Genomic DNA, 25,664 nt, shown 5'->3' with positions numbered 1-25,664 from the left:
TGCCAGCATCTCCAATCAACAATCCGTATCCTCACCTGCACGCCACATATCAATGGTCGTCTGGATGAACTGCTCCAATCCGGTCTCTTCCATCTTGATCGTCTTTTTCACGCGATTACAGCCCTTGCCATAGGTATAGCCTGTTAACAGGGTTTCCGCGTTCTCGACTTTATCGATTGTTCCTACATACAGGCTCACGTAATGTTTCTGTGCATTCAGCGCAAAGACATAGTGGTCGTCCTTCCCGTAATTCAGCATCTTGTAGCGAATCACCTCTTCCAGTTCGGGTGCATACACCAAGATCATTTGCCGAATCGCAAGCAGCTTCTCTTTCCGCCAATCCTCTTCCAGCATCTCGATATAGTCCTCATAGTTTTTCGCGTCATATTGCATGGTATATTGTCACTCCGATCTTATAGAAGCATTTTCAGTTCCTACAAACGTGTTGAAAAGGAAGAAATGAATTTTGTCAGCTTAAAAATAATGGGATTTAGGAGTTCTAATTACGACCGTGTCAGCCTTCGAAATGCTCAATTGGTGTTGTTTGAAATTTAAGTTCCCCTCTACTTTACTATTCTAACCATCAAAATAGCAGTAAGCTATTCATGATTTCGGCTCTCGTTGGGGCTTGTATCACTTGTTACGAGGTCGGCTGCTTTCCAAGAATAATATTCCAGTACAAAATGAGTGTAACTATATAAAAGACCGGGAAAAGAATCATATTTCTAGCGAACAGGGGGACATTCATATGAAGAATCATGTGATTGGCGTATATGATACGGAACAACAAGCAGTGACGGTTGTAAATGAATTACAAAAGAAAGGCTATAAAATAGAGGACATTTCGGTTATTGGAAAACATATAAAAAACATATCGGACATCACGAAGGAAGTCAAACCTTCCACGATAGATGGCGCAGTGGCTGGCGCTGCGACCGGCGGAGCCATCGGTCTGGCGGGCATAATTGCAGGCTTGTCCACTGTCTTACTACCTGGCTTTGGCGCTGTGCTCGCTGCCGGCCCGATCCTCGCCATGGTCGGAGGCGCCGTGATTGGGGCCAGCACCCATGCCGGCGGGTTAAAGCATGCGCTAATGGAAAGCGGTGTACCTGATGAGGAAGCAGAACGGTATGCGACTGAGGTGGAGGATGGGAGAATTCTTGTGCTTGCCCATTATAACGAGTGAAAGGGATTTACAAGATACTGTGCAAGAAACACTTTTCATAAAACCTTACTCTAAGATATAATAAAGCCGTACAAACAAAAGGAATGCCGTCCAATCGTGGAGGGCATTCCTTGTCTTCTTGTCATCTATATAGCCTCTTACATCTCCATTGCATACCCAAAATAATAGAAGCTGTCGTTGGTCTCCATAACCTGCACCAGGTATCTCGCTTCTTCATCATCTTCAAATCGGACCGTCGCGATATATTCACCCGGCTCGTCAATCGTAATATACGTGAAATTGTATTCGGTTTTTGTAATCGGCACATGATCAGAGAGTTTCAATCCATCCTTTTTGGCAAGCGCTATACTTTTCACTGGTTTGTATTTTGTATTCAATGCTGTACGCCGCCGCGTCTTTTCGGATCACTTCCAGAATCGCTTGGGATGCACGGAGCAGCCCGGCGACCGCTTTTAGTTCCCTACTTGCGAATCCCATTTTCTTCACTCCTATCCCCATAAAAAAAGGTGAATCCATACATGTTACCTGTACGATTCACCGTTTTTCTGTTTACTTACTTACGCTGCTGGATTGACTTCCAGTTCAACTTTGATTTTGATATCTTTTCCGACAAGCACGCCGCCGGTTTCAAGTGCCGCGTTCCAGGTCAAGCCGAATTCTTCGCGATTGATTTTCGCTTCCGCTTCAAATCCATAGACGTCCACGCCCCAGGGGTTTTTGCCTTTGCCGCCATACTCCACGTCAAACGTGACCGGCTTTGTGATTCCTTTGATCGTCATATCGCCAGCCACTTTGTAGTCATCCCCGTCCTTCGTGATTGACGTTGACTGGAACGTGATCGAAGGGTATGTGTCCACATCGAAGAAGTCTGCTGATTTCAAATGCGTATCGCGATCTTCGCTGCTTGAGTCAATGCTTGCCACGTCAATCGTAAAGCCGATGGAAGCTGTTGTGAGATCGCTCAAATCAGCAGCCTCCACATCCGCCGTATACGACTTGAATTGCCCTCTCACTTTCGACACCATCATATGTTTCACTTCAAATCCTACTGCTGAGTGCGATTGGTCGACTGTCCATTTACTCACTTTGCATTCCTCCTGTTTTTATCTTGAATTCGAGATATATACGTAATTTTTTTGCCCTATCAAGCAATAGGGCAATCGGAGAATCAATATATCTTGAATTCAAGATATATTGAATTCGAGATAAATGTACCATATCTTTGTTTGGCGTGTCAATGCGTTTATCTGTTTACGTGCAGAGAGATTGCAAGGGCGTCGACTTTCCAGTGTTTCGATTGGCGTTAATTCGCAGGATAAAACCAAAAAAATTATCAAAATACATTTACAAGACAATCATTTCATGCGTATACTGAAAATATGGCAAAACAGTGAACGAAACGGAGGAATCGCGATGCAAACTCAATTCCTGCAATTTATGAAACGACTAGCAACAGTCGAACTTGTTCTGGGCTTCATCATCTTTTCGTTAGGCGTAGTTGAAAGCGGTTTCACGATATCCAGCATGACAACGATGGTCGGATTCGGCTTTATCTGCGGCGGGATGGTGACGTTCGGTATCGGTCTATTCGGCAGCTTGCTGCTCTTCGATCCGAAAACCGAATGTCTGGGTTCAAAATAGAAGACCGTCGTGACTCTCCTCTCGTAAAAACACTCAGACTTGAAAATTGTCATTGCATGAATTTTAGACGCCTGTGCAAAATTGCACAGGCTCTTTTTCTACCTCCACACCTCCCCCCCATAATACGGAAACTTCACCGCCTCCCGCTTCAGTTCACGAAGCGACTGGGAGATGCCCGTCTCTGCGCAGTAGAGCGATGCGTCCATCTTTTCACTGATGTCAATGATGCGCTGGGCGAGCCGGCCGTACAATTTATGGTGCTTCGCCCGCACAGCATCTTCACCCTCCGCCAGGTAGATCGCATGCCTCCCTTCTCCCAGCGGCACCGTGAACAGCTTGATTGTGCACATATGCAGAACGTTACCATCCCGCATCTTCTTGATTTCCATGAAATCCAGGTCCTCCGGAATCCGGCTTACAGGCTCGTCCAGTTGCACGATCCCTTGCTGCACTGCGTAGTACACCCAATGCGCGACGAGCGATTCGTCGTAATAAATGGCGTCATGAAGCAGTTCTTTTACGGTTTGTTCCACTTGCGAGCACCTCCCCGGTATATTTGTTATACGCCGTGACGACTGTACCGACAGGACCGTTCCTGTTTTTCGAGATGATGAGCTCAAGCGACCAGTCTTCCTCATCCTTCGTGTAGTACGCATCGCGGTACAGGAAAATGATGACGTCGGCGTCTTCCTCGATCGAGCCGGATTCCCGCAAGTCGGACATGAGCGGACGCTTATCGTTCCGTTGCTCGACAGCGCGGCTCAGCTGCGCAAGCGTGATGACCGGGCAATTGAATTCGCGCGCCATCGCTTTCAGGTCCTTCGTGATTTGCGACACTTGCAGATGCTTATTCATGCTCATGTCCTCAAAGTGGATGAGCGTCAAATAGTCGATGAAGACGACCGGCTTCATGCCGGGGTATTCATGGACCATCTTCCGCACTTTCATCCGCATGTCCGCAACAGTCTGTTTGCTGCGGTCGAAAAATTGCATATTCGTTTCCGACAGCTTCCCGACTGTTCGCGGCCAAGCCGTCTTCTGGGTGTCATCCAGCAGTGAATACGGATCGCGCATCCGCGTCCTTGAAAATCTCCCGGTCGAAGCAAGCAGCCGGTCCCGCAAACTGGCGGCCGACATTTCCAGCGAAAAGATGATCGGCAGGCGATCTTTCCAGCCGGCATGCTTCGCAATATGGAGCATGATGTCCGACTTCCCCATGCTAGGCCGCCCCGCAATGATGGTCAGTTCCCCGTCCTGGAACCCGTCTGTCATGGCGTCCAACCCACTGATGCCTGTCATGGCGCCTTCCGTGATATCCTTTTGGATGAACGGATCCTCATAGACGCCGGCGAGAAGGTCCGTCAAGGAAGAATGGTCGCTTGCTCGGTTATCCACAAGTGCATCCAACTCTCCCATGATCCGGTCGATCGGCCAATTTTCCTGCGCCGCGACGTGCAGCACATTCTGCTTCTCCCTCTCCCGCCATCCTTCCAGCATGACACCGACATGGTCATCGAATTTGTCAATCTGCGCGTACCTCGTCAAGTCGTGAATATAATTCGCGCCACCGAGATCTTTTGGATTGCACATCGTCAGCAGCGTGACGAAATCGACCGACTGCCCTTTCGCATATAGCTCCTTCATCGATTGGAAAATCATCTTGTGGACCGCGTTCAAGAAATGCGAAACAGCCAGCTGCGAATCGGCAATCAAATAATTCTCTTTCAACATCGAACCGAGCACCGCTTTTTCTGCAATCACCACGCTTCCCCCTTTGTCAGATCCAGCACGAACTCCGTCACTTCCCTCTTCCGCAGGAAAGGATTTTTTCTTTCTTTCTTTTCTTTCTTACTTTCTTTAATAGGTGTTAGCTCACTGTTAGGACTCTGTTGGCGCCCTGTTAGCCGATCTGTTAGCCCGCTGCCGGATTGCTGATAGAACTCCCAGTTGGTAAGGGTGATGAGCCGGCTCCGCGATGTGGACTCATCTGTTAGAAATCCGAGTTTCTCAAAACGCTTCAACGCCGTCCGGACGTTCTGAACCGATATAGATTCCCCGCTTTCCTTCGCCAGGCTCGGAAGCGACGTCAGAATCTGCCCCGGCTGCAGCGTATACTTCTCCCCCTTCCACTCCCACTCCCGCTCCTCGTAACTTGCCATCATCAATAACGTCACGAGGATCACCTGCTGCTCCGGCCTCGAATTCTTCCAAATCGGCTTGTCCAACAGCGTCCGGTGCAGCTTCAACCATCCTTTGTCCATGTTCATTCCAAATCCCCCCGTATGGTTAGTCCTTTCATATCTTATATAGAGTTCTGTGAGGGAAAAGGATACATGGTCGGAAAATTTATTTTTGGGAAATGAAAAAAGCACAATCTCCGAGGCGGAAAATTGTGCGTAATTCAGGGATAGAGTTGGCTTATCCGATCGTTTACATTACTTGAAAACAGGAATTGGCGATAGGTGCCTGTGCATGAAACATCCATGTCAATTCAACCAATTCTAATAAATATACAAAGAAAAAACCAACTAAGACATTCCGAAGTTATATATAGACAATTGTAGTAAATTAACTAAACTCAACCACGCACAGGCACCTGTTTTAATGCGGAACCTATACCGCTGTTCTATACCCCTTCCAGGGGCACATAAATGAGCACCCACTACTGTTTTTTGGTGGGTGCTTTTAATATTAATTTAATTATGCTTCTAAAGATTCTCTTGTGAATTTAGGAGCGTATTCCGCTGCTAATTTAATACATTCCTCCATAGAAACACTGGAAGCTATATTCTTCCACGCGATATCGAAAGCTGTTCCATGATCTACAGATGTACGTAAGAATGGAAGACCATTAGTTATTGAAATAGTGCGATGGAAGTCAGTCATCTTCGCAGCGATATGTCCTTGGTCATGATACAAGGAAAGAACAGCGTCATACTTGCCATTCAATGCCTGGAAGAAAACTGAGTCTGCTGGAACTGGACCATATACATCAATGCCAGATGCTCTGGCTGCTTCTATTCCTGGAGTAATTTCATCTATTTCCTCTCTGCCAAACAAGCCACCTTCCCCACTATGCGGGTTCAAACCTGCTACTGCTAATTTCCGCTCTTCCACTCCTAAACGCTGGAGAGCTTTATCACAGCGAATCAGGTAATCATGTACACGCTCTTTTGTCATCTGGGATATCGCTTCTTTAACAGAAACATGGCGGGTTAAGAAGAAAATACGCATTCCTCGAACTTGGAACATAGTCAGTGGATCCGGTGCATTTCCCAAGTCCTCGAGTATTTCTGTGTGACCGATATAAGGTACTTCCGCTGCTTTCAATGATTCCTTGTTGATTGGAGTAGTTGCAATAGCTGCTACTTCACTGTTCATCGCAAGATTCACTGCACGTTCAATATACTCGAATGCCGCCTGCCCACACTGTGCTTGAACTTCCCCGGCCTTCCAATAATCGGTATCAATATTTTCCATATCAAGTATATCAATTGTCCCGAACTCAAAGGTTCCTTCTGCAGGAGACTTGACAGTATTTACGCCTAGTTTTACTCCTGTCACTTCAATCGCTTTACGAATGATCGATGCGTCCCCTATCACTAATGGTTTACACATATCATAAAGCTCATTTTTGGCTAGTGATTTCACTGTTATTTCCGGTCCAATGCCGGCTGCATCTCCCATAGGGATTGCAATAATGGTACGTTCTACAGTCATTTGTATTCCACTTCCTTCAGGTTTATTTTCATTAAATATTTGACACATGTATAGATAGACTTCTTGTCCCCAACCATACCGCCTTTGGTTACTACCGGTATCCCATCCATTATCCCGCCGATAAAACGACCATAGGCAGCCAGCGGTATCACTTCATCTTCGAGACCGATTGCTTCAGCTTCAGTCACTGCACAAATAGCCGCTGTGACATCACCACCACTGCAAAACATTCCCTCGATCGGAACATCACTCTGTTTCACAATGCATTTTGAAATATGGGCTAGCCCTTCTGTAATACGTTTAGCTATTTGGTCCTCTGTTGTTCCTTCCTGTCTTGCAATACTGCTAAGATTCAATGTACTGGAGCTCGGTGTATGTGTTGTGACAATAATAATGTCCTGCTTTGTGATTTGATCCAATGCTTCTTTCGATGCACGTTCAATTTCCTGATTCCTGGAACCAGACAAGGAAGCAAGCGCTCCCGCATCAACATATATCGGGCACGAATCGGTCTTATCAATAAGGTAGCGAATCTGCTGGCCGCTTAATGAGGTCACACTGCCAACTGTGACAATCCACTTCCCCTCATGGTAATGCTGTTGGGCGATCACACGTCCATAAGCTGCAGACAAGGGACCCGGGTCTACCGGGATAAGAACTCTTCCTTTAACAGAAGCCATTGCGTCAGCAATGTTGTCGATTTCTTCGTTGGTTACTGCATCTACTACAATGTTTCGATATCCTGCATTGAAGTATCCCAAAAGTTCTTTTTCAATGGCTGCTTTCCCCTTTAAAACAATACCCAATCCAATATGTGCAACGCTATATCGGCTTTGTTTAGTCAGTAATGTCGGTATATGGGATTCAGTAATTGGATTCATTGGATCTTTCGCTATGTCTGTCTCTTGGACGGGAACCCCATCGATCAGCAAATATCCTCCTGAAAGAATCCTTCCAGAATCCGGGTATGAGGGAACAACAATGGCAGCACTATCTTTTCCACTCGCATCGAGCAATGTATCAGTTTCAACCCCTATATTTCCACGTCCCGTACTGTCAATTCTTTTTCCAATGACACTGGCTCCCCATGCAGACACTTGTTCATATGCACGAAGGACACGATTTTGTGCTTCTTCGGGAGGACAGTAGCGACTATCGGTATCCATACTAATAGAAGTAAAACCGCCTTTTACGGGAACGGTTCCTCCCAACACAATCGTCGCACTCTTGAATCCGTTTTTAGCAAGACGGACCCCGGTTGCATTCGCACCAGTTAGATCGTCAGCAATTATCCCAATCCTCATTTATTCACAACCTTTACAAATTGGAGTTCAATCGGCAATCATTTTCTATTTAGCGGCATTTAGCTTTGCTTTTTTTCGATAATTAGTATAGATTGGGATGATCAATGCTATAATCGCTAGTGATAGAAGGGTTGCGCTGATTGGTCGTGTGAAGAAAATGCTGAAATCCCCATTCGACATTTGCAATCCTCTTCTAAATTCAACTTCAGCGATTGGACCAAGGACGACCCCTAGGATAATGGCTGCAAGCGGAAATTTGTATTTGTCCAGGTAATAACCTAGTAATCCAAATACCAACATTACCCAAATATCAAAAATCGAGTTCCTTACTGCATACGTCCCGATTATGCAAAAGGTAACAATGGCTGGTCCCAAGGCATAGTAAGGAACCTTGATAATGTTTGCAAATACACTGATGAAAGGTTTTGCAAGAATCAGGATTAACACATTCACTAATAGCAAAGATACAAAAATGGTGTAAACCAGACTCGGTTCATTTTTCATCAACATTGGACCTGGTTGCATGCCATGCATAATGAAGGCTCCCAGCATAACAGCCGTTGTTGCGCTCCCCGGAATACCGAGAGATAAAAGAGGTACCATCGCACCCATCGCGGCTGCATTGTTCGCAGATTCGGGTGCAGCAATTCCTTCAGGGACTCCTGTACCGAATTCTTTCGGATTTTTGGACCATCGTGTCGCTTCACTGTAACTCAGCATTGCAGCAGTGGTCGCCCCTACTCCTGGAAGGATTCCAATTATTACTCCTAATAATGAGGAACGGGCAATGGTCATTCTGATTCGGCGAAAGATTTCTAAATCAAAAATCTTCGTTTTTACTTTGATCATTTTTCGCTTGATGGTATGGTCTTCCTTACACTTCCTGAGTATTTCCGATATAGCAAATAATCCTATAAGTACAGGAATCAAATCAATACCACTTAGTAAATTCATTGACCCGAATGTAAATCTCTCCGCTCCGGTAAGCGGGTCCATACCGAAAGTAGCAATGAACAATCCAAATGCCACTCCGATGAATCCTTTTATCAGGTCGCCCCCACTCAACGAAACAACGACAGTGAGACCCATAATTGCCAGGGCAAAGTATTCAGGTGAAGAAAATCTAAGTGCGAATGAAGCAAGGATCGGCGTGAGGAAAATCAGAAACAGTGCTCCTACTGTTCCTCCTGTCACTGAACTAAATATACCGATTCCCAGTGCCTGGCCCGCCTTACCTTTTTGAGCCATGGGATAACCATCCAGTACAGTAGCCACAGCTTCCGGTGTACCAGGCGTCCGGAAAAGAATCGCACTGATCAAACCTGAAAATACCGAGGATGCATAAATCGTGGTCAATAGGATGAATGCTGAAATGGTGTCCAGTCCATAGGATATCGGCAGTAAAATAATGACCAACATCGTCCCACTGATACCTGGTAATGCCCCTCCTAAAAAACCAATCAATGTTGCCGCAATCAGAATGAATAGATGAATAGGTTCAAAAATATTGCCAAAGCCGGTTAGTAACCCTTCAATCACGGTTTCTCACTCCTTAAGTACTTCCTTCAGTTAATAGATAAGGAAGCTGATGGATCGAAAAATCCCAATTCCCCTTGGAAAAGGAATATTCAATGCGTAGTTAAACAATAAGACAAAAATAACCATCGCTATAACCGTGACCAAGATCAGAATTCGTTTCTTCTTAAGTCCCAGCAGCCATGCTAAAAATAGGAACAACACAGGTGTCACAAAGAGAAAACCGACGATAGGAAGCAATATGATATAAATTGCAATAGCCAACAGAATGAACCAATGCCCTCCGCTGACTACATTCGAATTCTTCGGTTCATTCATCAATTCGTCTCCGCTTACTTCAGCTGTTTCTCCACCTACAGAAATCCCTATTTTATGTTCTCTTATTGAGGTGATGAGCAAGAGAATCCCCATTACCATCATGAAGCCAAGAATCATCATCGGCCATTCTGTGGGACCTACTGCGATCGAACTTCGAGGATTGGGAATTTTCAATGCATAAATCAAGAAAAATACAGAGAATAAAATAGTAAAGATTGCCGTTATGATATTTGCACGCATTCTGCATTTCCCCCTAAGAAAGGGAAGAAGAAATCTCCCTCCCCTCTTTTAATAAACCACTAATTACTGGATTTCAGACAAGACTTTTTTATAACTTTCAATATCCAATTTCAATTTCTCTGTGAACTCTTCTGATCCCATCCAACCATCCCGTAAATCAAGATATGCGTTTTTCGCATATTCCTTGTATTCTTCTGTCTCCATTGCTTTTTTTGCGGCAGCTTCCAGTTTTTCAACGATTTCTTTAGGCGCATCTGCATGAATCATAAGATAACGTTCTACCCCATCCGTCAAGTCCCATCCTTTTTCCACGGAAGTCGGTACATCTTTAAAGTCAGTTAAGCGGTCTTCAGCAAAGAACAATAATGGAACGAATTCCCCTTCTTCAATGTAAGAAACGGTCGGGCCCACTTCCTCTAAAATCACATCGATATGACCGCCTAAAAGATCGGAATGCATCTGCCCGGCACCTTCCATCGGGATGTAATTCATTTTCGTTCCTGTCGCTTTAATGAATCTACGGGCCGTAATTTCGTCAATCCCCATGGTACCTACAGCACCGATTCGGACCTTTCCGGGATTTGCATCTGCATATTCAACCAAATCTTCAATAGACTCGAAAGATCCTTTTTTCACTTGAAGTGCATAAATATCGCTTTGAAGACGTGCAATTGGAATCACCTGATCCAATCCGAATTTATTCGTACCCGCCGCAGTCGTTACTGCATAAGCAGAGTCTCCAACCAATGTGTAACCGTCAGCAGATTCCTTCATTGCATTTTGCATCGCAATGACCCCGGAACCTCCTTCCTTATTGATAATATTAAAGTTTCCACCGATATCCTCGGCTATCAATTTTGTGATTTTTCTGACAAATATATCTGTTCCACCACCAGGCCCATGACCTACGTAAACTTGAACATCACGTGCAGGGTAATTATTGACATCTTTAGTACTAGCCCCTGCATTTTCATCCGAGCAAGCACCTACAAGAAGAGCGGCACCGAGTAGAGTAGCGACTAATGTGTTTCTTTTAAATGTGAATAATGACATGAACATACACCCCTTTTTTAGTTCTTATGAATTCATTCGAACAGCCATTTTAATAGCTTCAACTGTTGCACCTTCGTTAGCAATCCCTTTTCCTGCTATATCAAAAGCAGTGCCATGTGCAGGCGTAGCTAGTGTAATCGGCAATCCTCCACTCATGGTGACCCCCCTGTGAAACCCAAGCATTTTCATACCTGTTTGGGCTTGATCATGGTACATCGCCAACAAGCAATCAAACGGATCTTTTTCAAGTCGTAGGAACAATGTATCTGCTGGATACGGACCTTCAACAATTACTCCCTCTTGTTTTGCCAGTTCGATTGCCGGATGGATATGATCAATTTCTTCATTTCCTAACATCCCACCTTCACCGGCATGTGGATTGAGTGCGGCTACAACAATTTTAGGGGCAATATATCCTGCAGCTTTTAATGTACGGTCAGCAAAAAGTATTCTATCCAGAACTTTTTCTTTCGTTATGTTATCGCTTACATTCTTCAGCGGGATGTGAGAAGTAACTCGTGTCACCCACAACTTGTCCATAACATTGATTTCGCTGAATCCACTCTCGCAATCTAACAGGCTGGCAAAGAAATGTAATTCATCCTGAAAGTGATGGCCGCCCCTATGCAGAGCTTCCTTGTTCAATGGAGCATAAATTACACCATCTATTAAATCCTTTTTAGATAGGTCTAGGGCAATTTTAAGCGTTTCACCTGTCACTCTCCCAGAAGTGATTGATATTTTTCCTAACTCGTACTCTTCTGGATTCAAGTTTTTCAAATCGATAATGTGAATGATCCCATACTGCCTATCAATATCTTCAACATCATCAACTTCCTTTACATCCAGATGGACTCCTGCTATTTTCAGACCTTGTTGAAAAATCCGTTTGTCTCCTATAATAATCCATGCAGATGAGTTTCTTATTTCCTCATGCTGGAATGCTTTTGCAATCAGTTCAGGACCGATTCCGGTCGCATCTCCTAATGTCACGCCAATCAGTGGTATTTTTTTTCTCATAATATCCTCCTAGTATTATAGAAACTATTAACGTAATTCAAACAGAACTTCTTACCGCTCAATTGATAAGCATTCCTCTATAAATCCCAATATCACATTCTATCGGTTGTAAGAAAAGTCAACTTGCTTTCATATTCATGCATTACCTCCTCATCCATTCCTTCATCGGTAATAACTCCGGCAATTTCCGTAATATCACAAACATTTACAAATGCCCTTTTGTTAAATTTACTACTATCTGCAAGCAACCAAGTTCTTTCGGCAGCTGACTTCATCAATTGCTTGATCAATGCCTTTTCAAACGTTGGGGCTGTTACGCCGTTGTTCAAATCAATTGCATGTGTTCCCATAAAGAAAATATCAGCATGGATTGCATTCAGCATATTTTGAGTGGTTGAACCATACATAGCCCCGATACCCTGTTGCAGTTCGCCTCCAGTCACAATGACTTTCAAGTTGCTGTCAATTAACTCATTTGCAATCTTTATATCGTTTGTGATAATTGTCAAACCACTACGAGACTTCAACAACTTGGCCAGTTCCATTGTGGTCGTTCCGGAATCCAAGATAATAATTGAGTTTCCCTCAATAAGAGAAAGAGCTTTTAATGCAATCTGCTTTTTTTGCTTATTATTGATCATCTTTTTGGATGAGTACGGGACCTCGCCCGTCAACGTGCTAGGAGAAACAGCTCCTCCGTGTGTCCGGATGACTTTCCCTTCATTTTCCAACTCAATGAGATCTCTTCTGATGGTCATGGAAGAAACATTCAACCTCTTTGAAATTTCTTCAATTTCAATTCTTTGTTTGGCTTTTAATTCAATTTCCAACCAATTTCTTCTTTCTAAAGGCAACATATGCTTCCCTCACTCACTATATGTTATTAATTAACACATCGCTTGTTATATTATGTTCTATTTTTTCAATTTGTGCAATACCTTTTTTTCGTTCTTCTGAAAAAATATTTTTTTTTGGTAGATTGACACATATAACGCTTTTGCTATTTTGCACCATGGGTATGCCCTAGAGAGCACTCTAAAACAAGGATTTGATCGACCAGAATCAGATTGACCACAGTTAAATCGATTGAAGGATAAATTTTGCTCTGAAGATGTGTTAGTTGTACAAGGTTGATCACAATTAGGTCTAAGTGCAAATTACCGATAAAGTGACATTATTAATTGTCACGCCAGAATGTAAACAAAAGGGTTGGAAATCGTAGATTTCCAACCCTTTTGACAAAAAGTCATTATAAGTGGCTAAAAACAACATTGATTTTACTTCCGGGCGGACGCGTTCCAGGTGGCTTATCCAATCGTTTACATTACTTGAAAACAGGAATAGTAGAAAGGCGTGATGAATAGAGTTCGAGAAAGGGAGGGTTCACTGAATTGACAAGCAAACGAGCAGGGTTAAAAACAACAATCGTTCTTACATACGTCCTCATGATTGTCACCAATGTCCTCGCAAACGTCTTACCCATTAACGGCCAAACGACAGGAGACGTGTCAGCGAAATACAGCAACTTATTCGCCCCGGCAGGCTTCACCTTTTCCATCTGGAGCCTCATCTACGTCTTACTCGCATTACATGTCTTATACCAACTCGGTCTCTTTCACAAAAAGCAAAAACCGTCTACCGCCCGTCTAGCAACACATGTCGGCATCTACTTTTCAATTTCTTCAATCCTGAATACCCTTTGGATCCTCACCTGGCATTATGAAAGACTATTCCTATCCGTCCTCATCATGATAGGACTTCTTCTTTGCCTCATCAAAATCAACAAATTGACCGCAGCGGCGTCCCTCTCTTTGAAAGAGAGTTTTTTGATCAAGCTTCCTTTCAGTATCTATTTTGGCTGGATAACAGTCGCAACCATTGCCAACATTACAGCTTTCCTCGTCTCCACTGGGTGGGACGGATTTGGGCTATCTGATGTGACGTGGACTATACTTATATTGATTATAGGAACGATCATCGGCGTAGCGACAATGCTTCGCTTGCAAAACCCTGCGTACGGGTTGGCGTTGGTATGGGCGTATTTCGGTATCTATTCGAAACATACTTCTGAAAGTGGATTTGACGGTCAATATCCTGCTGTTATATGGACGGTCATTATTTGCATGGTTGTCCTTGCTCTAACGATTATCCTTGTCGCTGTGGGAACTCGGCGACTGGCTAAACGCTGAGAATGTGGACCTGTTGGAACTTGCCAATTCTCCTTATGACATCCGCATGAAGAGCAGCCGTCCATTATTAAGGCGTCTAATGCTTCAGGTTGATAGCATTACAAGCGATTCATCGCTATTTTCAACTAGACATCGTATAATAAGTAAAGCAGAGAAGAATTCATTTTTCCTCTAGTTCAAAAAAGAGGTGTTCGTACTTGAAACAGTTTGAAACCACATTACCTGAGCAATATGAAACGTTAAAAAAACAGGCCAATTATACATCTAGCTGGCGAGATCGTTTAGACGCAGTGGAAATCCTATCGGCATATCAGCATGAAAAAGTCATTGATTTATTAAAAAATCGTGTGAAGCATGATACTGTATACAAGGTACAAGTAGCAGCCTTTGATGCACTTGTGGCATTTGGCGAGGATGTAGAAAAGCCGTCTCCAGCACGTTTTGATATTATTAAAAACACGGACAAGATTTTTCTACGGGTGAAAAAGAGCTTGCCGAAGGACCTTACAGTGGCAGACTTTGCGGATAAGCTGAAACGTATGCGTTTGGATGTCTATGATGCGTATGAAGGCGACAAAGGTGCACAATTTATGAACTGGTTAGAGGAACGTTGGGCAAAACTGTAATCAGTTGTTTGAAGAAAGTCATTCTCTCCGCATGTGGAGGGGGTGGCTTTTTCTTATCGGCGATTCTCGAACAGTCTCAAATGGCTGCACAAAAAAAGAAGCGCCATCTGAACTGACCTATCGATATGAGACACACATAAAACACCTATCGTATTAGGTTCTATCGTCTTTTGACAGTCCTTTCGTTCCCGGAGAAGGCTTGACATGGAGCCTCTGCGGGCATGAGTCCCGAACCACGGAACCAGCTTCAACGGAATGCTGGTTCTGCCGAACGAGGCTATCATGCCCGCTGCTCCATATAAAGCCATGGCTCCGATGTTAGGCTGCCTGACAACCGAATTGCGCGGGCGTCAGGTAGCCTAATTTTTCTTGGATCCGTTCTTGATTATAGTATAGGATATAGTCTTCGATCCGAGTAATGACTTCCTCCATTGACAAGGAATTGAATTTCACATATTGGAACTCCTCTGTCTTCAGGCAGGCATGGAAGGATTCAATGACCGCATTGTCCCAACAGTTCCCGCGGCGTGACATGCTGCCCACCAGATGCCTTTCCCTGATTAGATTTTGATAAGCATACGAGGTATAGACACTGCCTTGGTCAGAGTGGATGATCACACCCTGCGGATGATTCCGGGCTTCCAATGCATCTTTCAGTGTATCCATGACAAGCGGAGTCTGTTGATGGTCATATAGACGGTATGCAATCACTTCATTGTTATAGAGATCCAGAATGGTTGATAAATAGAGTACTGTGCTTCCATATTGTATATAGGTGATGTCCGTCACCCATTTCTTATTCGGTTTGGATGCCGTAAAATCGCGGGACAGCACATTGGGGGCTACAATCTCTTGTCCGCCCTCTGATTTCCACCTACGTTTAGGCTTCACGCGACACTGTAAGCGATGGATTTGCATAATGGCCTGAACCGTATTCCGATTCAACCGAATCTTATATTCCCGTTCCAACAACGCCTTGATTTTCCGATGCCCTAAACGGTACTTCGTCTTTTTGCATAATTCGATGATGGCCATTTCCGCTGGGCTTAGCTCCTTCTCCCATCCTTCCTTAACCCAGCGATAATAAGTGGAACGTGGCACGTCCAGAACGGCCAGAATGGCACTCACTGTGTATTTCTCCTTGTATTGTTCCACCAGCTGAAGAACTATCTTAGGTTCAACTCCTTTTTGATCGCCATATACTTTTTTAAGATCTGATTCTCCATTTCCAAATGAGCCAGCTTCCGGTTCATCTTGTCTTCCGGAGTTTGTCCGTCAGGTCCGTGTCCGTAGGTATATTGCTTGCCGATTGGTTGATCAAAGCGATGGATTTCGTTCTTTCGATACCAACGCATCCACGTCTCAATTTGTGATCTATTCTTAATTCCGTATTTCTCCATGATTTCCCGGTTTGTCAGTTCGCCTGCCAGTTTGTCCTTGACCACTGCCCATTTAATTTCCGCTGGGTAATTTGTTTTGCCCATACAAAAACACCTCCGATTGTTTTGTCCCTATTGTTTCCAATATGGCCAGTTCGAAGGTGTTTTATGTTGTCTTATAAAATTAGGTTAGTCCAATCTCCATTAAGAGAATTAGCGCTTCTTTTCTGTTTTACATTATTTATCTGTTTGTGTTTGCTTTTTCTTTAAATACTCCGCACGTATCTTTTCAAGATACTGCTTTTTATCAAAATTGGCAGGCTTGTTTTTTTCATGATATTTCGTCACAGCTGTTTTACTTTTTTGATCCAATTGATATTTTCCCACTTTTTTCACCTACTTTTCTTTTCTCGTCAAAGAGAACCTATATCATTCACCAGCTGATTCCGTTTCAGGATAATAAAGCTCCTTCCGCAAGCAAACATCCCTATGCGTCAGTGTTTCTCCCTCAAATCGCAGCCAAATTTCATCATCCGCCATGACACCGTGCGTCTTGCGGACAATGCCCCAGCGATTAAAGGCTTGCATGCCAAGGCTTTCAAGCAGCTCATCAGCATTGACGCGCGTGGGAGGGAAGGTCCGCCACTTCAGCCACTTCTCCAATTCCTCGGTCGTAATATGCCCCTCCATATTCGGTGAGAACTGCTTGTTGAAGTCAGTAATGTAATTGATGACATATGGCGATCCGCCATTTGCCGGTTTCAAATCTACTTTCGCAATGACCTTATCCATCCACATGACGTCGAATTTCATATAGTTAATCAATGTGATCACTTCCTTCGGAAAAGATGGTTAAATTCAACTTCAGTAATCACTAACATCATGTTAAGTATCATTAACAAAACAATTATTCTGAGGCATAACTTATTTAGCAATGGATAAAGGTTCCTTTTGTATGGAACTAATGTAGTTATTACGGAATATTAAAACCACTTATAATACAACGTGTCCAAGTTCCCAAACCGTCTCACTTTTGTCCAGACTTGCGTGGCGACCACTTCTTTTGGCCACAAACTCTTCCATATCTTGTTCGTTACCATTATCATCTTCTAAGAATCTCTCAGCATAATACTCAAAATTATTCCAAAGTCTGCTCAAATCCTCATGGAGATCCTCCACATCCAAATATTCGGGATCCCGCGTATCAACATACTCAATAGTCGAAGAGAGGGCTCGTAATACTTTTGTTGAATATCCGGCCGCTTTAATTTGTTCCCCTATATAATTACGGTTGGGCCCTTTTACCGCTTGAATTATTTCAGCTGCTACTTCTTTGGATTTTGTAGATTGTAGCTTTTCCCGCACTTTATTTTTGGCACCAGTCACTCTGTTGTAGTCTTCCACTTGAATCTTCGTCCACTGATGAAGCTGTTCTTTCGCCAGCTTTAAGGCTTTAGAGGTTCTTTTAGAAGGCACATCCTGCGTGCTAGTAGCAGAACCCGCGATGGCTGCATGCCAGATTGCTTCTACGTTCGCCAGGTCATCGTCCAACTCTTCAATAACTACCGGATGCCTGACAGTATCGATTTCCTGCCCATTCACATCCCGCAATACAGTCCTAGCAACCGCAATTGTTTGACCGGCTTCAGCCAACTTGAAACTGGACTCCGCGTGAATGTAATCTTTGCTTTCAAACTCGGAGTGCTGCTGAATGAACCTCCACATTCTTTCCTGTGCCTTCACATATTCAGCATCATGCGTTTTAGAGTCTACTGGAACGATTGTGCGATCCACTGTTGCATCGACCATCTTTTTGACCGCTTCTCCCCGTTCAGTCAACACTTGCCGTAAGTACTCTTCATATTCCGGCATGACCAGGTCATCGAATCTGGTGTCCTGTAAAATACCTTCCAGCTTGTTACGAAGTCTTTCTGTCATCTTCAATTCCGCTTCAATTACAGGGTTTGAAGGGAAAGTATATATATGAATATCATGTTCGTCGCTTGTCTGGCGGGGACGATCGATTCGTCCTATCCTTTGTTCCAAAACCATCGGATTATAAGGTAAATCAAGGTTCATCAATACTTTACAATCCTGAAGATTTTGTCCAACCGACACAGTTTCTGTTCCAATCACTATGTCGATTTCGTCTTCACTTCCTAGAAACTCAATGACATTTTTTGAAACCGGAGAGAATCGGACCAAGATATCCTCTTTGGAGAGAGGTTCTTTCTCCCTACCTACATAGCAGTCTTCATTTTTTCCGGATACGTGACCAATTTTGCAACCTTGCAGCTCAGGTTCATGGATTAATCGAGAATAGTAATCGACTGTTGTGTCCCTGAACTGGCTAATTAGAAGAACTTTCTCTCCTTGTCGAATATTTTGGATGATTACATCACGAATGGCTTCATATTTTTCATCTTTACGTTTAAATGCACCTGAAAGATCGTCGTGAATCATAGCAAGCACGGCAAGGTCTTCTTTTGCATCCTGCATCATCAAACGTATTGCTTTAATCGCATCGTTTTTACTAATCGATTCAATTCGTTCAGTCATTCTCCGAACATACCGGGCTCGTTTTTCCTTCGAGTTCATTTCAAAATCCGTCAAATCTTCATCGTCATAAATGTCGATCAAGTCGTCAAAAGTTTGAGTAATCTTGTAGGAATGGGCGATGAAAGTTCGAAAACGGGTTCTTATTTCTTTATCGTTTTGATTTACATACTGTAAGTCCTCTGTTAAGCTCTCAATTTTTTTATAAATTTTTTCCAGTGTTGTGCGGAAGGCTGTCCAACTGGAATCTGCACGTTTGAGAAATAATAGCTTCATTCGGTCTGAAGTGAAATCATCACTTTTTCCATCCACGTAGCGTAAAGGATTCATATAAGGAAGTCGGAGACTGGAGATTCGAATGAAATTATCTTCGAGGGCTGTTTTCTTTTTGGGTTCATAAACGATTTCGACGGTAGGAAATTGTCGTGTTGCAAACGTTACTCCCTCACCGCCATACGTTCTTCTAGTCCTTTGCAAAAATAAATCCTCCCAAAAAGCAGAAAACGCTTTGTCGTCCAGTTCAAATGCCTTTCCTGCACGCCTCGATGCAAATTGTAAATATTCTTTGTATGGTTTATAAGATGGCACTTTTTGTTGTTGAAGAAACAGTCTGCCGAGGTGATATACATCTGTTCTGCTATTATTCCACGGCGTCGCCGTTAGTAACAATCCTCTGATTGGATGATTGGCTTGCTCGAGGATATATTGAACATTCCGGTATGTCTTCCTGCTGCTGTTCTTGAATCCTTGATGCGCTTCATCGATTACGATCAATTCATAATTCGCCAAATCTCTCAGCTGCATGGCATGTAACCGTGCAAGCGTCTCCTTCGACATGTAGGTGATTTTTTCCTCATCGATGCCGATGATTCGGAGTTCGTCCTGCCATTGTTGCCGCAGCTTGGACGCTACGACTAATAAGGTACGTGGCATGCCCAGTTCACGGATTACACCAGCCGCGGTTCTCGTTTTCCCAAGTCCTACACCGTCGCAAAGCAACGCAGTTCCATATTGCGTCAGGCGATTTACGCATTCCGCCACGCCTATTCGTTGATGTGGGTAGAGATTGTCCCAGAACCCGGTCGTGCCGATTTGGAGAGGCGGCTTCGCGTACATCCTGGCAAATTCCACATACGTCGATAATGCCGACCGGTAATATTCCACCTTTTCCTTCGGTTTCGGCAAGATTTCATCAACTGCATCTATAAGTTCAGGTGAGAAGTCTTCCACTTCGTTTGAATACCAAATCGTATCAAACCACTTGCGTAAAGCACGATAATTATCCTGACTCATTGAGTTGAGTTCTGTATTGCCTGACAGACCAGCCTTCGAGAAGTTTGATGAGCCTACAATCGCTGATCCTTTCAACCCATAATCGTCTTCCTGAAACAAATAACTTTTAGCATGGAAGTAATTAGCTTCTCCTGTATAGACTTTGACTTTAAATCTCCCCTCACGGATCCAATGAGTCACCGCTTGTAAAATTTCAAGGTTCGCTTCATCGAATGATGCGATATCGTCTAGTATTGCTTCTTGTGGAGTAAGACCGGCATTCAACACTTGCATGGTAGCCGTATTGGTTTTTGAACCCATTAAGACACGGATAGAAGCAGATGGATTTTCCATGAAAAGTGAAAATACTTCTTGCACGAATTCGAAACCACTAACATAGAAATATCCGACTGCCATATCAAACGACGTGGCACGAGGCAATAGTTCTGAAATCGAGTCAATCATAGTTACGTCACGATTATCAATAACCCGTTCTTCATACAATTTCACAATCTCTTCCCTGACTACGTCGGCCATTCCAATCTCCCCTCTTTCCGCAATGTATCAAATTCCTCTACGACCCCTTGTCCAATCTTGCGCATCTCTTCACGATGTTTTGCTGATTCGAAGGTGGAAAGGATATAAATCAATTCATCTCTCGTCAGCCCATACAAATCCGCCACATACGCATCAATCTGATTCTGAAGTTTTTGACGTAACTCTGGATGGGTAATTCCTTCCCCATAACCACTCATGCCTGCCTCTTTTGCAAGTTCCTCATATTCTTCCGAAGTACAGATAAGATGCGCCGATCGTTTCAATAATTCATTGAAATAGGGGTTATCATCATGTAGTTTAATGATGGGTAATTGATATACAAAGAAAATACTTACTGTGGAACTCACTTTTCTGCGGATAATAAAATCCATTACAAAGCTATTCAACAACCCGACTATTACCAGTGATTGTTTTTCCGTATAAAGGTTATAATAACCGTTCGAACCAGTATCATATTCAAATTTAATTCCGTATGGCAATTTATTATTCAAAAATACACCAGAGGGAACAATTGAGGATATTAAAGTCCGTTTATCAGTCGACCTTGCAATTTCTCTGTATACAATTCGATACTCTTCCCCATGCCATCTAGGTAAAATAGAATTCGGATCAGCCCCCAAACGCACTACTCTTCCTTTTTCCTTTTCCAATAGACTTTCCATGGCAGCTCCATTTTCTATGTAATAAGGAATATCATTTGTTAATCTAAATTGATTAATGGATCTACCTCCATATAAGGGCATTCCTTGGTTGTCACTGTTAAAAAAGTGGCTGTCATTGGACATGTGTAATTCGGTTCTCCACCTTAACTGCCAAGGACCGCCTTCTTCGCTAAGAAGGGGCTTATCATAGTATAGTTTAGTTAAAATTTCAATTTCAATTTGGTCCCTTAACTCCAACAATCCCCAAGTATCAGGTGCTGCCTGTCTAGATAACTTGATTGGATAGTTTAATTTCTTCTCTTCAATGAACATATCATCCAAGTTAGTCCGATAGAAAAACGCTTTAAATTCATGATTAGGCTCGGGTTTTTTCTTTTGCAAGGTTATGAGAGCAATCTTGAATCTGCTATCAACAAGTTCGAAAATCTTCTTCCTGTTTTCGAATGATAACAGCTCTTGCAGTGTAGATTCATGAAGCAGAAGATGACGTAACCCTGTGGTTCCACGGTCAGTCGCAATATTTCCGGGAATCAATATTGATAAATAACCTTCTGGTTTAACGACTTGATAGAAACGTTCAAGCGAAACTTTATATAAATTGATATCTCCTCCCGTATATTTCCCATCGACTTGCCATCGTTGGTAGCTGTAGTAGCTGGCATCCAGGAAAAAACGGGAACCTGTCTCGTAAAGTTTTCGGGTAGCCTCCCAACGTTTTTCAAGAACCGGATATGCTTGATATAATTCCTTTTCCATTTTTAGTTTTTGTTGTTTGTTCGCTTTCCGATAACCCGGTTCATACCGTTCGAAAAACTCCTCAGCATTCGGCTTCCATATTTCCCAAGGTGGATTTCCTAGCGCTACATCGAATCCACCGTTTTTATTCCACGATCCATCTTCACAAAAGAACACTTCAGGAACATTCAATTCCAAGCTTTCTACGTGAAGCATCTCTGATGACTCGCCCATTTGTTCATAAGCAGCTGTCTTGAAGTGCAATTGTAATTTTTGACGAAGTTTCTCTGCCTTCTGCCTTGCCTTTTCATCACTATCCCGACTTCTTAGCTTTATCAATTTCTTGATCTCATTTTTGAATGGCCGGTATGCCTCCTCCCTTTTATCCAGCGGGACGGGGTGGATAAGGGCATTTTGATGGATCAATGTCTTGCCTATCAATTCAGGAAAACCTTCACCCATTTTCCAATGTCTTAACGCAGATAATGTAATCGTTTGGGAGCAGATGATCAGTGCTTTATAGTCGATATCCACGCCATATATGACATGTATGAGCAAGTGCTTTTCCCACGCGTTCCTTCCCTCATCTCCAGGTTGGAACATCGGATACTTACCGAGTAGTTCTTCTTTCAAACCGAGACGGGAGAGCGCTTGGTGTCGGTCTGTCAGCCAGTGGAAAGCACCTCTCAAGAAGGAGCCTCCTCCGCAGGTCATGTCAACTATCTTTAATGCAAGCAGATGATCCAACGCTTGTATCAGTTCCTCCTCATCATTCCCTGTTATCGCTAACCTGATTTCTTCAACTCTAGTTTCAAAGGCCGGCTTCAAAGCCTGCTTCACCATGTAGTCGACCAATTTTGCATCCGTATAATATGCACCTTTTTCCTTTTGTTCCTGTTTGTCGTCGCCATAGAAAACAACCGGCAGACCGTCCTGCAATTTAATTTGAACTGTACGCGACATGGACGCTTCATATTGTTGTTGCAATAGTTCCGGGGGTAAATCTTCATAACGGAAGCTATATTGATCGGTTGAAGTATCCGCCCACAGCTTGGCCATCAAGTCAGGGAATTCATTCGACAGTCTGCTTTCCACACGATTCGTTGCTTCACCCACACTGCCAGCGAACAAGTCCCCTCCATATGCGACTTCAAATTGCAGTCGAACTCGTTCATAGATGTCGATCAGCTTCTCTTTTCCGCCTTGCTTGAACGTCACATCAGAAGTCACCACCAACTCATCTTCCATGAACAAATCGTCCATCGTCATTTGCTTCGGAACCATCCGTTCTTTCTTCAATGCTTTTTGTAAGGCCTTGTCTTCGTAATCCGGCCGGTATATCTGCACAACCTCTCTAAGTGCGGATTCCAGCGTGCCCGCCCCGATACCGAGTGCTATTCCACTGACATCAAAGGTTTCTTCACCGTAATAGCCATCCAGAAACCGTCTCAATAGCTGGCGCAGTATAATCGTATCGACGACGCAGCCGAGTCCCGATTTATAGGACGGGCTTTCCACCAGTTCAGCCAGCTGATCTCTTTCAATCGCTTCTCGTGCCTCTTCCATGACTAATGAGGATAGCTCAGAGCGGATAGAGCTGCCAGTGATCGCTTCTGAAATCTTCTTCCTGTATAATTCGATTGTTTGCTGAAACCTTGTGGAAAGCTCCCGTTTAAACAGATCATTTAAACCAATAATGTCATAGCCAAAACCGAATTCATCTTCTTCGAGGCGTAAATTTTCTTTTACGAGTCTTTGATTGAATTGCTCGGCATACAACGACACTTTCCGTACCGATGAAATAGTGAGATCAAGTCGCTCATCTCGATTCCCGGCACCTACCCGATACAATACAATCCGATGTTCCCCGATGAATGCTGCAAGAGGGACAATAAACGATGCTCCAAGCTCCTCATTCAGGGCTGTCACCTGCTCGTGAAATTTCCGAACTTCTCGTACCGGTGTCTCTTCAGTCAATTCTTCAATCGCCTTAACCGCCAGAACGGCTTGATCCGCATTATTTAGTTGGTCATGCAAAAGCATTTTCCAAGCACTGTCTGGGTTTACTGGGTTTGCCCCAATAGGATATCCTAAGTAATTTGCCAGCCTCTCTACTTTATCCTCTGAATTCCCACTTAGTGAGTCCAACAATTGAAGGACTTTTTCTTTATCATTCATTATCATCATCCTACTTTCCGTATATTTTTTATAACAAGGAATATTTGTGATATGCTTACTATGTAGTAATACTTAATAAATTGAATCGGAATGAGATACAAAATTGTCAGCCTTATATTTATATCTATTTTACCATATTGGGATTTGTTCATTTGGATGCAGATAAGAAATATTATCTTGTGTATTCCATAATTAGTGTATTCATTTTAAAGAATCAGTCGTTAAACGTCTATGTGGATGTTTCACATAATATAAAAGAAGGACATCAATAACAGACTAATTTATGGTATTCAAGTGAAAAATATATTCGATGCTAGCAACGGTTTAAGATATCTTGGTGCTACACTTAGTTATAATTTGTAAAAATAGGTAAAAGAAAAAACCCTTGATTATCAAGGGTTTTTACACTCATTGAAACTCCATAAAATTAAACTATGGAGACGGCGGGAGTCGAACCCGCGTCCAAAGGCTCTGCTACTCAAGCGTCTACGCGTGTAGATTGACTACTTAGTTTCGCGCACACGTTTGCCGCCAATCAAGGCTATCCGTGAGCGCTATCCTGGTAGTCTCTTGCAACGGCCTCAGGAGGCGACCGTTACCGTATCCCACTAATAGGTGAGCCTAACAATGCCACATGGGCGATGGAACTGCTAGGCAGATTCAACAGCTTACGCTGCGAATGCTAGGTTGTTGTTTGTTTTGCCAGTTATTATTAACTGTCGTTTCTGACGGAGACGATCCCTCCGACGCGCAGCTCAAGCCCAGACCACCCCTGTCGAATCCGTAACGTCCCCGGTATAATAGGTTGACGCTACACGCCAACACAATCAACTGGAGAGTCAGGAATTGCTACGCCCGAAGCATAGCAGGTTTCTGAACTATCACTGTCCCTATCATACAATGTTTCCGCTGCAATTTCAATGGAAACACCTTCCGCCTAGTATTGCTGCTTGGCCTTGAATGCCCGTTCCATCTCGCGTTTTGCTTCCTTCTTCTTCAGGTCGTCGCGCTTGTCGTAGAGCTTTTTCCCTTTGCCGACGCCGATTAAGACTTTCGCAAAACCGTCTTTCAAATACATCTTGATGGGAACGATCGTGTACCCTTCCTGTTTCACTTGGCCGACGAGCGTGCCGATCTGCTTTTTGTGAAGCAGCAGCTTCCTTGAACGGAGCGGATCATGGTTGAATTGGTTCCCTTGCTCATACGGACTGATGTGCATGTTGGAGATCCATGCTTCGTTGTTGCGGATCAACACGAAGGCATCACGAAGCTGGACTTTGCCGTTGCGGATCGACTTGATCTCGGTCCCTTGCAGCACAATGCCAGCTTCAATGGTTTCCTCAATCGCATAATCATGGTTGGCTTTCTTATTGATTGCTAGAACTTTTCCTTGTCCCTTCGCCATCAGGCGTCCCCCCTTTTCTCAAATGCGCAGGGCGCCGCTTAGTTTGGCGCCCGGAGCTAGCCGTTCTTATAAGAACTCCACGGCAT

General features: G+C 43.6%; 24 protein-coding genes and 1 other RNA gene. 4 read left to right on the top strand and 21 right to left on the bottom strand.

The features are described from left to right. Positions 1–15: 15 nt before the first annotated feature. A complete protein-coding gene (locus ACZ5FK_RS15265) occupies positions 16–393 on the bottom strand; it encodes an iron chaperone (RefSeq protein ID WP_464805713.1) in 378 nt (125 codons plus the stop codon). A gap of 355 nt (positions 394–748) precedes the next feature. Between ACZ5FK_RS15265 and ACZ5FK_RS15260 the strand changes: the two genes are divergently transcribed. Next, positions 749–1,186 carry a general stress protein gene (locus ACZ5FK_RS15260; RefSeq protein WP_464805712.1) on the top strand — a complete coding sequence of 146 codons (438 nt, stop codon included), beginning with the start codon at positions 749–751 and terminating at the stop codon, positions 1,184–1,186. Positions 1,187–1,323: 137 nt separating this feature from the next. Here the strand turns inward: ACZ5FK_RS15260 and ACZ5FK_RS15255 are convergent, their stop codons facing one another. The 3 genes from ACZ5FK_RS15255 to ACZ5FK_RS15245 all read right to left on the bottom strand — a co-directional run bounded on the left by ACZ5FK_RS15255 (position 1,324) and on the right by ACZ5FK_RS15245 (position 2,271). Beyond that, positions 1,324–1,509, bottom strand: coding sequence for a hypothetical protein (locus ACZ5FK_RS15255; protein WP_464805711.1), 186 nt, complete (start codon positions 1,507–1,509; stop codon positions 1,324–1,326). Next, the gene (locus tag ACZ5FK_RS15250) at positions 1,496–1,663 is read right to left on the bottom strand and encodes a hypothetical protein (RefSeq protein WP_464805710.1); all 168 of its coding nucleotides are present in this window, start codon (positions 1,661–1,663) and stop codon (positions 1,496–1,498) included. The genes ACZ5FK_RS15255 and ACZ5FK_RS15250 overlap by 14 nt, the downstream gene beginning before the upstream one ends. An 80-nt stretch (positions 1,664–1,743) precedes the next feature. Then, positions 1,744–2,271 (bottom strand): YceI family protein, encoded by a 528-nt coding sequence (locus ACZ5FK_RS15245; RefSeq protein ID WP_464805709.1) that lies wholly within the window; start codon positions 2,269–2,271, stop codon positions 1,744–1,746. Between the two features lie 328 nt (positions 2,272–2,599). Here ACZ5FK_RS15245 and ACZ5FK_RS15240 point away from each other — a divergent pair, with 328 nt between their 5' ends. Then, positions 2,600–2,827, top strand: a complete 228-nt coding sequence (locus tag ACZ5FK_RS15240; protein WP_464805708.1) for a hypothetical protein — start codon at positions 2,600–2,602, stop codon at positions 2,825–2,827. A 98-nt stretch (positions 2,828–2,925) separates the two neighbouring features. Here the strand turns inward: ACZ5FK_RS15240 and ACZ5FK_RS15235 are convergent, their stop codons facing one another. The 10 genes from ACZ5FK_RS15235 to ACZ5FK_RS15190 form a co-directional block, all read right to left on the bottom strand. Then, complete coding sequence (locus ACZ5FK_RS15235; protein ID WP_464805707.1) at positions 2,926–3,360, bottom strand: hypothetical protein; 435 nt, start codon at positions 3,358–3,360, stop codon at positions 2,926–2,928. Continuing rightward, a complete protein-coding gene (locus tag ACZ5FK_RS15230; RefSeq protein WP_464805706.1) occupies positions 3,329–4,588 on the bottom strand; it encodes a replicative DNA helicase in 1,260 nt (419 codons plus the stop codon). The genes ACZ5FK_RS15235 and ACZ5FK_RS15230 overlap by 32 nt, the downstream gene beginning before the upstream one ends. After that, positions 4,585–5,094, bottom strand: coding sequence for a hypothetical protein (locus ACZ5FK_RS15225; RefSeq protein ID WP_464805705.1), 510 nt, complete (start codon positions 5,092–5,094; stop codon positions 4,585–4,587). Before ACZ5FK_RS15225 ends, ACZ5FK_RS15230 begins: the two co-directional genes overlap by 4 nt. Before the next feature lie 433 nt (positions 5,095–5,527). Continuing rightward, positions 5,528–6,547, bottom strand: a complete 1,020-nt coding sequence (gene pdxA, locus ACZ5FK_RS15220) for a 4-hydroxythreonine-4-phosphate dehydrogenase PdxA (RefSeq protein ID WP_464805704.1) — start codon at positions 6,545–6,547, stop codon at positions 5,528–5,530. Then, the gene (locus ACZ5FK_RS15215; RefSeq protein ID WP_464805703.1) at positions 6,544–7,851 is read right to left on the bottom strand and encodes a four-carbon acid sugar kinase family protein; all 1,308 of its coding nucleotides are present in this window, start codon (positions 7,849–7,851) and stop codon (positions 6,544–6,546) included. Before ACZ5FK_RS15215 ends, pdxA begins: the two co-directional genes overlap by 4 nt. A gap of 45 nt (positions 7,852–7,896) precedes the next feature. Beyond that, positions 7,897–9,390 carry a tripartite tricarboxylate transporter permease gene (locus tag ACZ5FK_RS15210; protein ID WP_464805702.1) on the bottom strand — a complete coding sequence of 498 codons (1,494 nt, stop codon included), beginning with the start codon at positions 9,388–9,390 and terminating at the stop codon, positions 7,897–7,899. Positions 9,391–9,420: 30 nt separating this feature from the next. Next, positions 9,421–9,945, bottom strand: a complete 525-nt coding sequence (locus tag ACZ5FK_RS15205; protein WP_464805701.1) for a tripartite tricarboxylate transporter TctB family protein — start codon at positions 9,943–9,945, stop codon at positions 9,421–9,423. Between the two features lie 63 nt (positions 9,946–10,008). Beyond that, positions 10,009–10,998, bottom strand: coding sequence for a tripartite tricarboxylate transporter substrate binding protein (locus tag ACZ5FK_RS15200; protein WP_464805700.1), 990 nt, complete (start codon positions 10,996–10,998; stop codon positions 10,009–10,011). Between the two features lie 24 nt (positions 10,999–11,022). Next, a complete protein-coding gene (locus ACZ5FK_RS15195) occupies positions 11,023–12,018 on the bottom strand; it encodes a PdxA family dehydrogenase (RefSeq protein ID WP_464805699.1) in 996 nt (331 codons plus the stop codon). Between the two features lie 92 nt (positions 12,019–12,110). Beyond that, on the bottom strand, positions 12,111–12,848 hold the full coding sequence (locus ACZ5FK_RS15190; protein WP_464805698.1) for a DeoR/GlpR family DNA-binding transcription regulator: 738 nt from the start codon (positions 12,846–12,848) through the stop codon (positions 12,111–12,113). A gap of 561 nt (positions 12,849–13,409) precedes the next feature. On the opposite strand from ACZ5FK_RS15190, the gene ACZ5FK_RS15185 reads away from it, so the two are divergent. Both ACZ5FK_RS15185 and ACZ5FK_RS15180 read left to right on the top strand, forming a co-directional pair. After that, positions 13,410–14,207 (top strand): TspO/MBR family protein, encoded by a 798-nt coding sequence (locus ACZ5FK_RS15185; protein WP_464805697.1) that lies wholly within the window; start codon positions 13,410–13,412, stop codon positions 14,205–14,207. A 197-nt stretch (positions 14,208–14,404) separates the two neighbouring features. Beyond that, a complete protein-coding gene (locus tag ACZ5FK_RS15180) occupies positions 14,405–14,833 on the top strand; it encodes a HEAT repeat domain-containing protein (RefSeq protein ID WP_464805696.1) in 429 nt (142 codons plus the stop codon). A 318-nt stretch (positions 14,834–15,151) separates the two neighbouring features. On the opposite strand, the gene ACZ5FK_RS15175 is transcribed toward ACZ5FK_RS15180, so the two are convergent. The 7 genes from ACZ5FK_RS15175 to smpB form a co-directional block, all read right to left on the bottom strand. Continuing rightward, positions 15,152–16,317, bottom strand: a protein-coding gene (locus ACZ5FK_RS15175; RefSeq protein WP_464805695.1) for an IS3 family transposase whose coding sequence is annotated in 2 segments (ribosomal slippage) — positions 15,152–16,041 and positions 16,041–16,317 — 1,167 coding nt in all. Because the reading frame shifts where the segments join, the coding sequence is not laid out codon by codon here. A 132-nt stretch (positions 16,318–16,449) separates the two neighbouring features. Beyond that, complete coding sequence (locus ACZ5FK_RS15170) at positions 16,450–16,599, bottom strand: hypothetical protein (RefSeq protein ID WP_464805694.1); 150 nt, start codon at positions 16,597–16,599, stop codon at positions 16,450–16,452. A 42-nt stretch (positions 16,600–16,641) separates the two neighbouring features. Continuing rightward, positions 16,642–17,037, bottom strand: coding sequence for a hypothetical protein (locus ACZ5FK_RS15165; protein ID WP_464805693.1), 396 nt, complete (start codon positions 17,035–17,037; stop codon positions 16,642–16,644). Between the two features lie 168 nt (positions 17,038–17,205). Then, positions 17,206–20,577, bottom strand: coding sequence for a helicase-related protein (locus tag ACZ5FK_RS15160; protein ID WP_464805692.1), 3,372 nt, complete (start codon positions 20,575–20,577; stop codon positions 17,206–17,208). Further along, positions 20,565–24,173 (bottom strand): Eco57I restriction-modification methylase domain-containing protein, encoded by a 3,609-nt coding sequence (locus ACZ5FK_RS15155; protein ID WP_464805691.1) that lies wholly within the window; start codon positions 24,171–24,173, stop codon positions 20,565–20,567. The genes ACZ5FK_RS15160 and ACZ5FK_RS15155 overlap by 13 nt, the downstream gene beginning before the upstream one ends. A 432-nt stretch (positions 24,174–24,605) precedes the next feature. Beyond that, positions 24,606–24,967: a transfer-messenger RNA gene (gene ssrA / locus ACZ5FK_RS15150) on the bottom strand. A 143-nt stretch (positions 24,968–25,110) separates the two neighbouring features. Beyond that, complete coding sequence (smpB, locus tag ACZ5FK_RS15145) at positions 25,111–25,578, bottom strand: SsrA-binding protein SmpB (protein WP_464805690.1); 468 nt, start codon at positions 25,576–25,578, stop codon at positions 25,111–25,113. Positions 25,579–25,664 lie beyond the last annotated feature (86 nt).

The organism is Sporosarcina sp. GTC18466 (assembly GCF_055389225.1).
This window is presented reverse-complemented; position numbering and strand designations above follow the sequence as displayed.